The following is a 14,454-nucleotide window of genomic DNA, read 5'->3' as shown; positions in this document are numbered from 1 at the left end:
TGTCGCTAATTCATGATAGCGATAGAAATTCAAATATCAATCTCTTTAATACCCATCGCCGCAAGCGTTTTCGCTTCAACCCGAATCCAGGTGGGCAGAATGAAACGAGCAGGTTCAAACATTGGTATGCCGCAGGCATCGTGGACCTGAAGCGTGGAAATTGGAGAAATTGCCCAGGTGCAGGCGCATTTTTACTTGAGGAACAGGGCTAAAAAAATAGCTGTAGGAACATACAGCTTGTCAGGACCAAATGAAGGATTAGAATCGCCAGCCAGCCTTGATGTTCCCCCACTTGCTTTTGGACGCCGGATATCGAGGACTTGATCTAGCCCCCTTACACGCAATGGGTAGTCAAAGAATGCATAAGCTTGAGGTACTCTTAATTGGCGGATACTGGCCCGAACTGATGCTGACGGCGCTTGGTTTATTGACACGGGCCGGGTTTACCGTGGATGTGATTTCGACCAATGCTTTCTTTAAAAAAAATAGATCGATACGAGATTATTTCCTTGCGGAAAAAAATGATCTCCTCGTGAAAATTGCTTCAGAAAAGATAAAAAAAGAATACACATTAGTTGTTATCGCAGATGATCCCACATTAGGAAAAATATTAAATTCCCACCTGTCCAATGAAGAAAAATTAGCGTTGCTTCCGGTTTCGTCGGATAAGCACTTTGCTCATATCTTTTCTAAAATTGGCTTGTCCCAGGCTTTTAAAAGAAGTGGACTGCTTACGCCCGATTTCCGGATCGCCAATGATGAACATGAACTGAAAAATGCTGTAAGAGAATTAGGCCATCCTGTCGTTATCAAGCTCGATTCATCTTCGGGCGGCGCAGGGGTATTTGAAAGTTCCCACGACGACGAATACGGGAATTTGATAACCAGCATAAAGACCTATCCCGTCCTGGTGCAAAAGAAGATAAAGGGCGTCGAGGTGTCCATCGAGGCTTTTTATCAAAATGGCAGGCTTATTCATTTTGCCTGCTCGATGCCGGAAAAATACAAATACAAATTCGGACCCACCTCAGTCAGGCGATACGTACAACTTTCTCAATTGGACGAAAAGGTTTTTGAGGATCTCAGGTTACTGGGGAGGGCATTGGGCGCCGATGGTTTCGTAAACATCAGTTCCATCCGGTCTGACGTGGATCAAAAACTATATTTTTTCGAGGCCGATATGAGACCGAATTTGTGGGCCAATCACTCGCGCCACTTCGGCGATGATCCAGCCAAGGCGATCAATAGCTATTTTTCCACACGGGAAATCCTTAAGTCTCCTTATCCTGTTAACCCCGGCTACCCGGAACAGATCCTGCTATCGCATCCTTTTAGAATAAGCCTGGACGATTTGATCTTGAACCATTATCAGGTTTGGACGCACCTTCCAGAGAACTTCTTATATTTAATGTTGCGCTACCGCGCCTGGGCATGGGTGACAGACGCCATGGCCAAACGGTATAAGCGTTTATTGCCCAAACCATACCGGGCGCTCGTTAAAAAACACCTTTCATCAATTAAATATTCGTTTTCAAGCGGCTCAGGGTAGAAGGCGCAGGGTAGAAATAAGGTGAAACAATCCCGCCCGCTGTTTTTCCTGTTTGCAGCTCATTCCCGACCGGATGTGCCTGACTGGATTCTTGTCTCCGCTACGGCATCCGGAATTTTATTCTTCGGCAAACGCGTGACTTTGGCGCCAGAGCGGTTTGAAGCCACCTCTGACAGTATCTCGAGAACCTCCCGTGCGTATCGTTCCTGCGTAAACCTGCTCTCTGCCCATTGTTGTGCAGCGCGTCCGATGCCGAGGCTCGCCTTCGGGTTATCGTGCAGGAACTGTATTCGTTCAACCAGCTCTTTTACATTTTCCCATTCATAGAGAAGGCCCGTCTTGCCGTGCTGGATGATCTCCGCTGTTGCCCCCCTTGCGCTTCCTATGACGGGCTTTCCCGCAAGCATCGCTTCCACAGCCACCCGGCCGAAAGCCTCCCATCGGGAACACACAAGCACGACATCGGCATTACGTATGAGGGGCATCGGATCTTCGGCATAGCCGTAAAATTTTATCCGTTGCGTGACGCCGAGGGTCATTGCCTGCTGCACCAGTTCCGCGCGGTAGCGTTTCCCATCGTCCCCCACCAGCAACAAATGAACATTGATGTTCTTGCCGGCCAGCTCCGCAAGCGCAGAGATTGCCTGGTGCTGGCCTTTCCACCGATGCAGGGAACCGATAATAACGCACTGGAAGAATATTCGATCCATGACCATGCCGGTTGAATTCCCGGTATCGAGACATGGAGTAACCGACTGGTAAATTACGCGGATCTTGTCCATATTACGGAGATGTTTGTAATCATTCCCAACAGATTGGGAAGTGACAATAATCGCATCGGACAAACGATCCATGAGGTACGAGACGGCAGGTTCGCCCAGATCGAATCTCTGGCTGGGATTGTGACGCAAGGACTCGTGCGAGTGCCAAACGTGCGGCAGACGTAGAAGTCGCGCGGCGAGCGCGCCGACCCCGGTTACTATCGTATTGGTGTAGACAACGTCCGCCTTCCAATTTTTAATTACCTGGGCCACCCGGATACTCATGAATGCTGTTTTCAGGAGGCGCATCACACGATATGGAAGCGCCCTTGGGCGAGACATCCAGACAGGATAGCCGACAATTCGCCATTCAATGTTCAGGCGGTCAAGCTCGTCCAGAAGCGGCCCCTTCTTGGGAACCAGTACCAGGATCTCGATATCTGAATGAAAAAGTCCCTGCAGCAGTTCGAGCAAAGCCAATTCCGCGCCGTACCGACCGGCGGAATGAGAAATGAAGCATACGCGCATAGGAGAGTTCCCGTGAGCCCAGACGAAAACTGGAAATCCAGCATCAATAAATTGAGAATACCTGGCCGACGATCTTCTTCGGGTGGCAGTTATTCATTAGGCACGAGAATTGATGATAAAAACAGCTGTAAGAAATTACAGGTGAGGGCAGCGAAGAAGGTTTAACTCAGGTATTTACGAAGAAAGAGGCAACGATTTACCGTCCTCCAGCCGGTGGATCGTAGCCCATAACGCAAGGCTGTGCCATTGCAAGTTGCATATGCTGAAGCTTGGCTGCGGAACAGGTGGAATTGAGCGGGAATGCCGATGATACTGCCATGCCGCGATGTCCATTTGCTGCCCCCCGCGTCCTCCATCTTCATACGATGCATTGCCGTTTGTATCTTAATTTGTGGTATTTTCGATTTTATATAATGGGAAGATGTTACCTACTTAAGCACGGAATATATCAACCTTAGTTTCAAGACATTTTCTTAAACTGAGGTCGTTCGCACCTACCTCGAACCAACCCCCGGGCTTCTGGTAGAAATCAAGCCCGCGACCGATCTTGATGATCCAACCGTTGTCGAGGCGGATTTCGCGGTCATGGATGTTGGGGTGGAATTTCACCTCCAGCTCAACATCCAACTCCAGGAGGCTCTGTTTGAGCTCGTCGAGTTTCTCGGCAATGTCAGCCAACTGGGTCTTATCGTCGTAGCCTGTGATCAGGCTGATTTTTTTCACGGTGCCCGCCTTCAGTACTGTCTCGCAAAAGCGCACGAAATTCTGAATCTGATGCTGGAGCCGGATATAAGGATCTTCGATGACAACGGTCTTCGCGCCATGGAGATAGGGTCTGATGATCGACTCATAGCTATGGCCGGTGTCCCCGTAGAGGATCGTGAAGTGCTGCTCCTTGAGTTCCGTCGGGGTCGATGCCACCGCGGCAGGTACCGGTTTAATCGGAGGCGGTGCGGCTGAAGGCGCAGCTTCGATGGTTGGCGCAGGCTGAACGACTGACTGCACGTCAGCTACTGCGTCGGGGTGCTCACCCGGCTGAGTCAACCTGCGACGGGCAGGCTCTTGCGTCGCCGGCGCATCCTTCGACTCCGGGCAGAACACGACGACTTCCTCTCCGCTCGCCTTGTAATAGGACAGGTTAATACGTGCAAACTCGTCGTCCGGCTTGCGCTTGTTCATCTGCTCCTTAACACGGCGGCGGCATTCCGTCGCGTAGGCCACATACTCCTCGAACTCGTCGTCCGCGGGTGGCCCGTTTGGGTGCAGTATCTTTAAGAAGGCGCAGACGGTTTTCTTGATGCCTTTTTCATCGCGTCCCTCGATCGACTTGCCGAGGCGAATGCGCTTGCTGACTTCCTCATACCGGTTCGTGTGCTTGAACTGGTAGTGGAAGGCCTCGGCCAGATAGTCGGTGATGAATCCGTAGCGGTTGGTCAGGAACTCGCTGCTGTTCTTGGGCATTTCCCAGCCCGGAATATAGGCTGCAAAGCGGTCCATCACGGCCAGATCGAGCTCTGGGGGCAGCGGCTGGAACAAGTCGTGTTCGTTTGAGTTCACCACTTGCTGCACGGAGACATCGATATTGCCAACGAAGCTCAAGCTGGCATCGGCAATGACCTCCGCCCCGCGTGAAAAGCGACCGTTGGCCATGAAGTCTTTCATGATCTGTATGGTGTCCGGATCACGCACCTTGATCCCGCCAACTTCGTCAAAGGCAACGGTGTCCCAAAAGCCGACCAGACCCACCTTGCGGCGTGCGTTGTTGTAGAACAACGTAGCCTTGGTTGCCTGACCGCCCGAGATCAGCGTGGCATAGGGCGAAAATTCACTGAAGAAGTAGGACTTGCCGGTGCCGCGCGGGCCTAGCTCGATGTAGTTGTAGTTGGGCTCCACTAAGCAAGCCAGCCTGGCGATGTAGTGCATCTGTACGCGTTTCGACAGCTTGCTTGGCTCCAATCCGACCGACCTTAAAACAGCCGCGATCCACTCATCGCGGGTGAAATCCGCGCGGCCTTCGGTGTAGCGCTCGAAATCAAAGCGCGAAAGTTGAATCGGCCGTAGATCCTGGATGGAGAAGGCATAGTCGTCATCATCGATATCGTTGTGTGCCAGAGTCACTTCGGCCCAAATACCTCCCTCCAGCAAGCGGTCGTTGTCTCTATAGAACTTCTCGCTAATGGCAATGCGCTGAGAGTTGAAGTTTTCCAGAGACGCCCAATGGCGCTTCTCCTTCTCGACATAGCGGACATGAATCTTGTCAATGAAACGGTGTTTGCCCTTGGTCGCCACTTTCGATTGCGCTGCGTTGGCTTCATCCGAGCGCACATAGTTTTCCTGTAATGTCGAAAGCACCGCCCCCATTCCGGCATCCATCTCCGCTTGGTCATTACTGGCGCAATACTTGGCAAGCAGAAACTCTAGGACGAACGTCGGGACGTTGGTACCTTTCTTGATTCGATGCAGCAAGTCCTTGCGAAGCACTTTGCCGTCGAAAGTCGCGTTTAGCTTTTGGTCCAGTTCGTCCATAGGGCTTATTCCGTATAGTCGGTTTCAATAGCAAGCGCGCAGTATGCCGCGAGCGTGGTTGGATTCAGCGCTTTGACAGAGAACTTGCCCCTGAACTCGTCATCCATGCGCAAGGCAATCTGTTTGCGCTGGCCCGGCATCAAGGTCACCGTTCGGGTGGCGGGATTCACATCACCGCCAAGGCGTGGTTCACCGACCACATTGCCCTTGCTGTCCTGCGCTTCCAGCAAAATATCGACGCTCATCTCTTGCGAAAACATATCGTCGGCAATCAGTATGACTTCGATGACCGGCAGCCTCGTAGTGATTCGTTTTGCGCCGTTCTTGTAGTTGAGCTCCACCACCACTTTGCGCAGTTCCGCATGGCCCACGGTATCCAGACGAGCAACCAGCACCGGTACAACGGCCTCCGCCAAGGACACCCCACCGTGGAAATACAGGTGCCCCGCACGATAGGGCGCCATGCTGCGAGGTAGAGCCACTTGGGAGAAATCACCTCGAATACCAACCTTCTCCGCGCTGACGACCAAGCTATGACCGTCTGCCGACCCGTCGCCCAGCATCATGCGGTCGTGTGCGTTTACCGGCCATTTTCCCTGGGGTTTGACGCACACATCCCCAGCCTCCGCTTGCGCGTTGAGGAAGAAGCCGTGGTCGGTCACGATGACCGCTTCCTTGAAACCCATGCCACGCAACTTGTGCAGTGCAACGCGGATCAGCTTGAGTGTGCCGGGAATCAGACCCAGCGTCGTCTCGGGGTTGCTCTCCAGTTGGCTGTCGATCTCCGTAGAGCGCAACACCAGCAGGTCGACGGTTTCCGCAATCTTCGGTTTAGCTTTGCCCCGCACAAAATCGTTGAGTAACATTTCCGAGAAGCGGTCACCGTAACGCTTGGCCAGCACATTCATGCGCTGCGGGACGTTGCCCACCGGCGCCCCATCCAGCTTGGGTACGAGCGCATCGTTCTCCAGTGACAAAGCCAAGCCCGTGCGTGCGCCAGGCAGCAAGCTCGCCATGCCCACCAGGGTGATGGTCGGCAGTTGCGCGTAAGCTGCTCGCAGCTCGACCGGCCCGTCCTCTGCCAGCAGCTTTTCAAGGGCGACGCCCAACTCGTAGCGCAAGGCGTCCACCATCAGGTAGGCCACCTTGCGCCCGCTTTCCTTGAGGCGATCTGCCACCAAGCGATCAAAGGCATCGGCGTTGGCCAGGCGCCCGGCAGGTGGCCAGCCAGCGGTCTCGATGTGTTTCACAAACACGCCTTGAACCTTTTCGGCCAGGCTCCGATAGCGCGCCCGTGCCTGGCCGATCACTTCATGCATCAAGCCGTGCTGGTCGAGAAAGTCTCCCGCGGCCTGCTCAAACTCGCGCTGCGAGCGGTCTGCTTCACGCAAGCTGCCGAGGTAGAAATCGATCAGCTCCGCCTGGGAACGGGCGTGGTCCGGCAACTGGCGTTCAAAGTCTTCACAGGCCTCGACCAGGCTCAGGCCGGTCCGTACCAACTCCCATTGGGCCTGGCTTTCACCCTTACCCAGCCAAACCGAGTTCTTATGGCGGGCCAGCACCCGACGTGTGGCATCGGTGTCGCCAGTCACAATGCCCTTGATCGCCTTGCGCAGGAAAGTTCGCTCCTCGAAGGGGAAGGTGTCGCGCTCACCCAGGTCTTCAATCGCCCCACACAGATCGGCGAGATTGAGTTCCGCTTCGATGGCCTCGGCCCGCTCGATGTACACCGAGCGTGACTTCGGATCACTGCGCAGCCGGTCGCACACATCCTCGACGATGGGCCTGGCTTCCATGGGCGCATGTGGCACCCCTTTCAGGGTTTCTGGCAATGCCCCCGGCAAATCAAAAACGAACTCGCTGAACAGCACGTAGCGCCAAAGTTCATCTGCCAAGGCGGCCCAGGTCTTACCGCGCGTCTTCACGCCCAAGCCCAAGGTGGCGCGGAGGAAGTCACGCGCCTCTTGCCCCCAACCTTCCTGCTCCTTCAGCGCTTCGGTTTGGCTGATGCTCGGCGCCAGTAACGCGGCCAGAATCTCCCGGCCGGACTCCACCCGCAAGGTCGCGCGCAACTGGGGCCAGCTCACGCCGCCACCGATGGCATCAATCACTGCAAAGGTCGGCCCCGCAGGCGACCCGGTAAACACCTGGCGGATCTCAGTGGCGTGATCCGGCCTGGCACGCAGGCAAAGGCTCAGGTATTCGTCTCCATCGTCTTGCGGGAACACCGCACCGCATTCTGCGTACAGCGCGAACGGGTCCGCCTGCTTTTGCTCGTCGGTCTCCGGCCGCTTGGTGGGCACATAGATCAATACTCCTTCGAGCGGCGATCCTCCTTGTTTGGGAGGCTGCCCCACCTCGCGCAGTGCCAGCAGTGCCGCCTCGCGGCTTTCAATGCTGCTTTCCGAGGCATCCACCACCCGCACTTTGTCGGTTGCTAGATCGAAACATTGCTCGCGGTATCGCTTGTCGGCGTCGTACACCACCAGGGCGCCGGCCTGTTTCAGGCGCGGTCGCAGCACGCTCTCGCGAATAAATTCAGCAATACTCATTCATCACCCCCGGCCTTCTTTTTGCCGCGCGCCTTCTTTGGTTTGGCCTCGGGCTCGACATACAAATTCTCCAAATCGTGCGCGATGGCCAGCGACTTGTCGGTCTTGCACTTTTCCCGCACGCGCTCGGGCCAGTAGTTCATGGCCAGGTGTGCCCAGTCGTAATCGCCTTTCTCCAGCTTCGCCGAAGTGTCCTTGAGCACCTTCTGCCAGGGCTTGTGGCGGAACAACAGCCACAGCGGCGCGGCGCTAATCTGCACGCCGTCGTCGTGGTTGGGCTTGTAGGTGGGTGCGAGCTTGAGCAGGGTGTCGCGCAGCTCGATCAACTCCAGTTCGAAAGCTTGCAAGGCTTCGAACTGCTTCTCGTCATCCCGGCTGCGAGCAGAACCCTTGTTGCGCAGCGTCGTCACGTCAGCGCCAATCTGTTTTAGCTTGGGCTCAATGAAGTCGTTGATGGCGGTGTACAGCGTTTGGCTGGTGAGGCTGGGGTAATAGACCCACAATGTGTAGCTGCCGGACGTCGTGCTCAATGGCCAGTAGATGGGTGCTTTACGACGGCTCTTGGAATAGCGCTGCAAGTGGAAGGGGAAGAAATCACGTTGAAGCCAGCGGCGCACGTCGCTGGGCACGGGAGCATCGACACGGGCCAGCACTTCTTCGACCAGACGCGCCAGGTCGTGCGGGTGGCCGACGTCGTCCACCAGGATTCCAGCGTGGGCATGAAACGGCGCCGCACCATCGGGCAACATGCCGGGACTCTTCGCGGGTAGTGGGTCGAAGGGCTCCGGCTCGGCGGGGGCGGCGCGTTCGCTGGTGGCCAGGCGCCAGTCGAAGCGACTAAAGGCCACGCCGACGGCCCAGGAGAGCAGGCTGTCGGTTTGGTCTATGGGCGCGGTGTTTCCTTCTTCATCGCCATCGTCATCTGCATTGGTTTCGGCATCGCCCTCATTCGCCGCACCCTGCCTGGGCTGTAAAGCAGCGCGGTCGGCCTCGCTAAAGCCGTAGAGGTCGAAGGCGATGGCGTCGATCTTAGCCTGGATGCGCCCCAGCTCAGCTTCGATGATAGGTGGGTCGTAACCGTCTAGGCGAGCGCGCAATGCGGCGGGCAGCACAAACGCATGGGAAGTTTCTTCGATTGTGTCCAGCGTGCGCTTAAGCGACCAGGCGCGACGGGCCAGAGCAACGAGCGCAACTTGCTGATCGGAGCTGAGGTTGGGGACGGGGGTTTGCTGGATTAGTCCCACTTCGAAGGATTGCGCTAACTCCACACGCGCCAACTGCACCGAAACCAATAGGCCAAAGGCTTGGCTGTTGACCAGGGCGCATAGTGCGAGCAAGGCATCTGGCGAGTCATCGGCGACAAAGGCGGTTGGCCCTTTGTGGCCAAAGATGCAGTCACGAGGAATGGCGCGAAAACTAAGTCCATTGGTACGCAGCGGCCAAGTGAGGCCGGAACGTCCAAAGAAATTATTGGCCGTGTCACGTAGCATCCAGACATTGGATCTCACCCCACCTTTGTCGTTCAGGTTGTTCTTGATCTGTGCACCGCTTTGCGACCAATTGACCTGCAAAAACACATCCGAATAGAACGGGGAAAAAGCACCACCCTTGGCAAAGCCGAACCATCCGTCGTGGTCTCCCTCCCACCACACATGAACAAAGCGAAAATCATCAGCCGATGCAAGCCCTTGCTTCGTGGTTCTGTAATCTGACTCAAGGGCTGGGATTTTCTTGAAGAGCTGACGCACCGTCTCATTCACCCAATACGCAAACGGTGCCCCCGGCACTGCCCGGAACGACTCCGGCGCCACCTGAAATACCCGCGTATCGTTTTCCGCCGCCCGCAAAGCCGTACAACTGGTCAGCAGATTGGTAGCTTTGTCTTTATCCGCCAACAGGCGCAAGAAGGTGGTCATGCCTGTTTCTCCAACACATAAGCTGCCGCCTCAACGGCAGCATCGTCCATAACGCCAAAACCCAGGTCAGCCATCACTTCGGGGCGGGCAATGCCCAACACCACGTCCTCACGCCATTTCTGAAAGCTGGAGAGGAAAAAGCAAGTACGCGAAGTGATGGCACCAATGCGTCCTCCAGCGCGCAGCAGCTCCAGCCCGCGCTCGACCATGATGGCCAGCAGATCGTTCTTGCTGCGTGGATAGGCTTTGGCGAGTTGATCTTTGGTGTTGGCAGCCAGCGCCCCAAAGGGCGGATTCATCACTACCACATCGAACACCTCGCGGCAGAGATCGATCAGTCGCAAGCCCTGCAAGGCATCCTGGGCGAACAGGCGGCCTTGGTAGGTGGCTTTGGCGGCTTGGGAGAAATCGGTAAGCGCGCTGTGTAGGTCGGTTTCGATCTGCGCCCAGGTCTTGGCTTTTTGCCGGTCGTTGAACAGGTCGGTGTTCTTGCCATATACCTTCTCGATCAGGTGAGGCAGATCACGCTCCACTTGGAGCAGAACGCCCATTTCCGGCAGACCCTTGAGCAGTTGCAAAGTCTTCTCGAACAGCTCTGCATCGCGCTGATCCAGGCTGGTGGCGAACTGTTGGCGCAGCTCTCGTTCTGCCGGCGGCGCAATGGCGGCCACCACATGCCCACGGCAGATTGGTGGCCGTTCTTTGGCCTTGACCCCTGCGTCATGCCAAGCCCGCTGTGCCCGCAGCCATAGCGCAAGCGAGGCGATTTGCGCTGCGCGCGGATCGATGTCCACGCCATAGATGTTGTGCTCGATGATCAGGCGGGGTACGTCACGCTGAAATGTCGCCTCGTCCTCGTAGGTCTGGCTCATTGGCTTAAATGCCGCCTGTGGATGAGTGGACACATCCAACGAGCCGGGGCCGTTCTGCTGCTCCCAGACCCATGTCTCACGGTAAATCTCGGCGAACAGGTCGAAGGCATACAGGCCGAAGTGCATTGAGCCGCAGGCCGGGTCCAGCAGTTTGAGGGTGCGCGGATCGCGCAGTTTGGTGGTAGCCTGCGGCGTCTCGTCGGGTTTTACCAGCAGGTATTGGCACCGCTTGCGCAATGATGTTTGCCCGCCGGTAGCGTTGAACCACAGCTGGCCCAGCGTGTTGTCCACGAGGAATTCAACCACGTAGCGCGGAGTGAAGAACTGGTTGCGCACCGCCAGCTCGCGGCTGTTGCGCGGCGCCTGGCTGGCATCGCGCATGGCCTTCCGCTCTTCCTTGGAGTTGAAATACTGGTAGATCCAGCCGATGGTCTCATCCTCACTCCATAGCGTGGCGATGTCGGCATCGTTGATCAGGTTGAGCACTTGCAGCAGCGCAGCTTCGCGCGGGAACAAACGGCCCTGCGGCGAGAAGCGGTCGAAGAGCCCGGGCAGGTCTTGGCTCAGCTCATCGAACACACTGAACAAATAAGTGCGGTAAGCATCGCCGGTTTCACCCAGCCCCGTGCCAGCAAGGCGGGCATAAAGCTGAAACCCTTTGGCCTGGAAGCCGTTGCCCACCGACTCGATCAACAATCCACGCGCTTCGGCCATGCGCAATGCCGCCAAGCGGTTGAGCACCGTAAAGGCCTGCTCGCGAACGATACGGTCCAGCCCCTGCTTGGCATCCATGTCGCCACCGGCGCAGTAGTGCGCCAGGGTGTCGCGCAAGATGCGCGCGGATTCGCGCTGGGCATCATTGATGTGATGCAGGTTGGCCAGTTCCGTAACGCTGCCTGCGTTCGGGTCCATGCCATAGTCGTTCTGGAATTGGCGAGTGAACTCCTCTTCCAGCACGCGGCGCGCGTCGTTGACGAAGCGCTGTAGGCGGTTTCTTGTTGTTTGGTCGAAGGCCATCAATCGATTCCTATTGGTCCGTGCCGGTGTCATCTGCACCGGGGGCTTGCCAGTGCTGACCAAAGAGCGGGCGCAGTTCCTCGATAACAGGTGGCAAGGCACCGCCACAGGTCACGCCCAGGTAAGTGGCGGCTCGTGTGGTGCCTACGTACAGGTATTTATCGAAAAGCGACGGGTACAGCGCCGCGAGTTGGTCAATGCCGATAAAGAAGACTGCCTCGAACTCCAGCCCCTTGATGTGCTGGATGTCGAACACGCGCACATTGGTTTCTTGCCCAACGGCCTGGCCCTCGCGGCAGGCAATAACTTGTATGTTGTGCTCGGCCAGGGCGGCATTCAGTGCCTCGGCCACTGGCGCCACATCGTTTTCTGAGTTCACGAAGATGGCGGTGGATGGCAACTGGCCGACGAAGCGCTCGATCTCACGAATGCGATTGGCCAGCCAACTGACGATGACGGGCTCTTCGGCTGCATGCTCCAGTAAGGCAGGCGCCACACCCACGCCGTCCACATGCGCTGGCAAGCTGGCGTTCTGTTCGGTACCGCCCACCGCGCGAATCATGGCGCGGGCCAAGTCGTTGAGGTGTTTGCTCTGCCGATAGGAGACGGTGATCTCCTTGATGTCCAGGTCTGCAAAGACCCAATTCAATTCGTCAGCGGAGCGCGCACCCCAGGTGGTCAGGCGCTGGTTGAAGTCGCCGCAGGCGAAGAACGAACGCAGCCGTGGATGGGCCAGAGCCGCCATGCAGGCGAGTTGAATGGGCGAGAAGTCCGTCGCCTCATCCACAAGGATCTGGTTGCGGTAATGCCCCAGGATGGGCTGGAGCGATGACCAGGCGGGGCTGTCGATATCGCGTTGAACGTTGGGTTTGCTGATCAGGTCTCCTGCTGCGCGCAGGATGGCCAGCAGCACAATATCCAGTTCGAGCGGGTGGATGTCGCGGGCTTCAAAACCCTTGTTAAGGTACCAGTTGCCGGTTTGCTGGCGTTCACGTCGGAACGCACGGTAGCGCTTGGGAATACCGTCGAGGTACCGCTTGACCGGATTTACAAAGCGGCGGGCGTTGCTCTGCACCAGAAGGCTCGCTCCCACTTCGGCGCGATCCGCTTCCGTCAGGGTGCGGTCGCCTAGCCATTCGATGATCTTGCTGTTGCGAGACGTCTTGCTGAGCGTGCGTTTGGAGGCAATTGCGCGTGCTTCTGCCCGCACGGCTTGCATATAGGCGTTGAGTGCCGCGGCCCGTCCGGTGCGGGGTACCGTGACGTCTTCTTCCTCATCGGCATCGAGGTCGTCTTGCTCGTCGGCGTCTGTTGTCTGGGTCTGCTGCAAGCCGTCGATGAAGCGCGCCAGCTCATCCAGGAACGCTCGGTTGCGATTGAGCTGGAAATTCAGCGCGGCTTTGATCTTGCCGTCAGAGGCTTCTTTCAGGCTGGTAACGAGTGCCTGTACCTTGGGGAGCTCTGCGGCCAGCGATCCGAACGTGGATACCAAGACGCCATCACCCGCCCGAGTCAAGATAGCTTGTAGGCTTGCACCGAGGCCCTGAACTTCTGGCATTTTGGCATCATGAAGCAGAGCCGCCGCTTCATGCAGGTCCTGCCCGTAGGCGTTGCGCTGCCATGTGTCGAAATTTTCGAACCACTGAATGGGATGATCGAGCGCTGCTTCGCTCAAGCTCAGCAGTCCGTCCTTCAGGACAAAGGTGCCACCACCCGAGGCGGTCCTGAGCACGCCAAAAGTATTCCTGGCGAGCTCGCGTCGGTAGTCCTGCCAGGTTCTGATTCGCTGATCAGGGGCAGGAACGCCCTCGCGTGCGAAGGCTTCTTTGAGGTACTGCTTGAGCAACTCGGTTGGCGTGAACATCAGCCAACTGTTGGCGTGCGCAATGCCTTGCGCCGCACTTACCGTCTCGACAAGGCGTTGTTCACCTTCTTCAAGAAATGCGGTGTCAAGCTTCTGGCCCAGGCGGCGGATCAGGGTCGTGGTCTTGCCGGTACCGGGTGGCCCCAAGATCAGCAAGCGCTTGTCGAGAGGCAGCCGGAAAATTTCGTCTTGGTACTGATCGAGAATGGGCTGATCCCTCAGCCCCATCTTGGTGATGACGCTGCGCCGCACGCCGTTGATGATATTGGCCTTGACGGTCTCTTCGGCCAGGAGTTGGCCTAAGATGTCTTCGGTAACTTCTTCGCCCTCGACGTCCGTCAACAGTGCCCGCAACGACTCGATGGTAATCGAGCCGAAATGCTCAGCTTCAACCACGGTGTCACGAGAATCCCAGCCGTCGGCGAGTGCGGCAGGCCGGAGTTGGGCGCGCTCCAAGACCTCGACAACCATGCCATTTGGCAAGGTGAACTCGGTCCCAATCGCCAGGGAGGCCAAGCGCCCGACAGGGGCGCGGTAGCTGGCGAGATTGGGGAAGCCTGAGACCGGACTGGTACGGCAGATGTAGTAGGTGCGCTCTTCGCCTTCCTCATCCATGACCACAACACGGGCAATCGCCGGCTCGGCCGCCAATACCTGATAGCTCTCTCGGTTTGCCTGGTTGATCTGATCCAGCTTCTGGATGGCCGAACTGGACGTCATCGTGTTGATGCTCGCCAATGCGTCAGACCCCAGCGTCCGCTCATCGTGAAGCTTGCTCTTGGCTGCAGCAGCGATACTTTCGAGTTGTGTCAATGCCTCGCCCGCGACCTCTTCAACGTGCTGCCTGAATTCTGTTGTCAGCTCCATCG

Annotated in this window: 7 protein-coding genes; 1 reads left to right on the top strand and 6 read right to left on the bottom strand. The window is 56.9% G+C overall.

The window, feature by feature from the left end; genetic code table 11:
• Positions 1-358 precede the first annotated feature (358 nt).
• A complete protein-coding gene (locus BLP78_RS07430) occupies positions 359-1,549 on the top strand; it encodes an ATP-grasp domain-containing protein (protein ID WP_176752812.1) in 1,191 nt (396 codons plus the stop codon).
• 59 nt (positions 1,550-1,608) lie between these two features.
• Here the strand turns inward: BLP78_RS07430 and BLP78_RS07425 are convergent, their stop codons facing one another.
• From BLP78_RS07425 to BLP78_RS07400, 6 genes are all read right to left on the bottom strand, one after another.
• Positions 1,609-2,838 (bottom strand): glycosyltransferase family 4 protein, encoded by a 1,230-nt coding sequence (locus BLP78_RS07425; protein WP_090458049.1) that lies wholly within the window; start codon positions 2,836-2,838, stop codon positions 1,609-1,611.
• 432 nt (positions 2,839-3,270) lie between these two features.
• On the bottom strand, positions 3,271-5,364 hold the full coding sequence (brxL, locus tag BLP78_RS07420) for a BREX system Lon protease-like protein BrxL (protein ID WP_090458048.1): 2,094 nt from the start codon (positions 5,362-5,364) through the stop codon (positions 3,271-3,273).
• Positions 5,365-5,369: 5 nt separating this feature from the next.
• Positions 5,370-7,916: a PglZ domain-containing protein gene (locus BLP78_RS07415; protein ID WP_090458046.1), complete on the bottom strand. Its 2,547-nt coding sequence runs from the start codon at positions 7,914-7,916 to the stop codon at positions 5,370-5,372.
• Positions 7,913-9,832 carry a BREX-1 system adenine-specific DNA-methyltransferase PglX gene (locus BLP78_RS07410; RefSeq protein WP_090458044.1) on the bottom strand — a complete coding sequence of 640 codons (1,920 nt, stop codon included), beginning with the start codon at positions 9,830-9,832 and terminating at the stop codon, positions 7,913-7,915. Before BLP78_RS07410 ends, BLP78_RS07415 begins: the two co-directional genes overlap by 4 nt.
• Positions 9,829-11,721, bottom strand: coding sequence for an Eco57I restriction-modification methylase domain-containing protein (locus tag BLP78_RS07405; RefSeq protein WP_090458043.1), 1,893 nt, complete (start codon positions 11,719-11,721; stop codon positions 9,829-9,831). The genes BLP78_RS07410 and BLP78_RS07405 overlap by 4 nt, the downstream gene beginning before the upstream one ends.
• A 10-nt stretch (positions 11,722-11,731) precedes the next feature.
• Entirely contained in the window at positions 11,732-14,452 is a 2,721-nt protein-coding gene (locus BLP78_RS07400; RefSeq protein ID WP_090458041.1) for an ATP-binding domain-containing protein, read from the bottom strand.
• Positions 14,453-14,454: the final 2 nt, after the last annotated feature.

The sequence above is a fragment of the Nitrosospira sp. Nsp1 genome (assembly GCF_900100985.1).
In the GTDB taxonomy this organism is placed as follows: Bacteria; Pseudomonadota; Gammaproteobacteria; order Burkholderiales; family Nitrosomonadaceae; genus Nitrosospira.
Note: the sequence above shows the minus strand (reverse complement) of the source record. Positions and strands in the feature narration are given on the sequence as shown.

Excerpts from the sequence above, each read along its gene's own strand:
- BLP78_RS07430 (WP_176752812.1), top strand. The coding sequence starts at position 359 with ATGCATAAGCTTGAGGTACTCTTAATTGGCGGATACTGGCCCGAACTG.
- BLP78_RS07425 (WP_090458049.1), bottom strand. The coding sequence starts at position 2,838 with ATGCGCGTATGCTTCATTTCTCATTCCGCCGGTCGGTACGGCGCGGAA.
- brxL (WP_090458048.1), bottom strand. The coding sequence starts at position 5,364 with ATGGACGAACTGGACCAAAAGCTAAACGCGACTTTCGACGGCAAAGTG.
- BLP78_RS07415 (WP_090458046.1), bottom strand. The coding sequence starts at position 7,916 with ATGAGTATTGCTGAATTTATTCGCGAGAGCGTGCTGCGACCGCGCCTG.
- BLP78_RS07410 (WP_090458044.1), bottom strand. The coding sequence starts at position 9,832 with ATGACCACCTTCTTGCGCCTGTTGGCGGATAAAGACAAAGCTACCAAT.
- BLP78_RS07405 (WP_090458043.1), bottom strand. The coding sequence starts at position 11,721 with ATGGCCTTCGACCAAACAACAAGAAACCGCCTACAGCGCTTCGTCAAC.
- BLP78_RS07400 (WP_090458041.1), bottom strand. The coding sequence starts at position 14,452 with ATGGAGCTGACAACAGAATTCAGGCAGCACGTTGAAGAGGTCGCGGGC.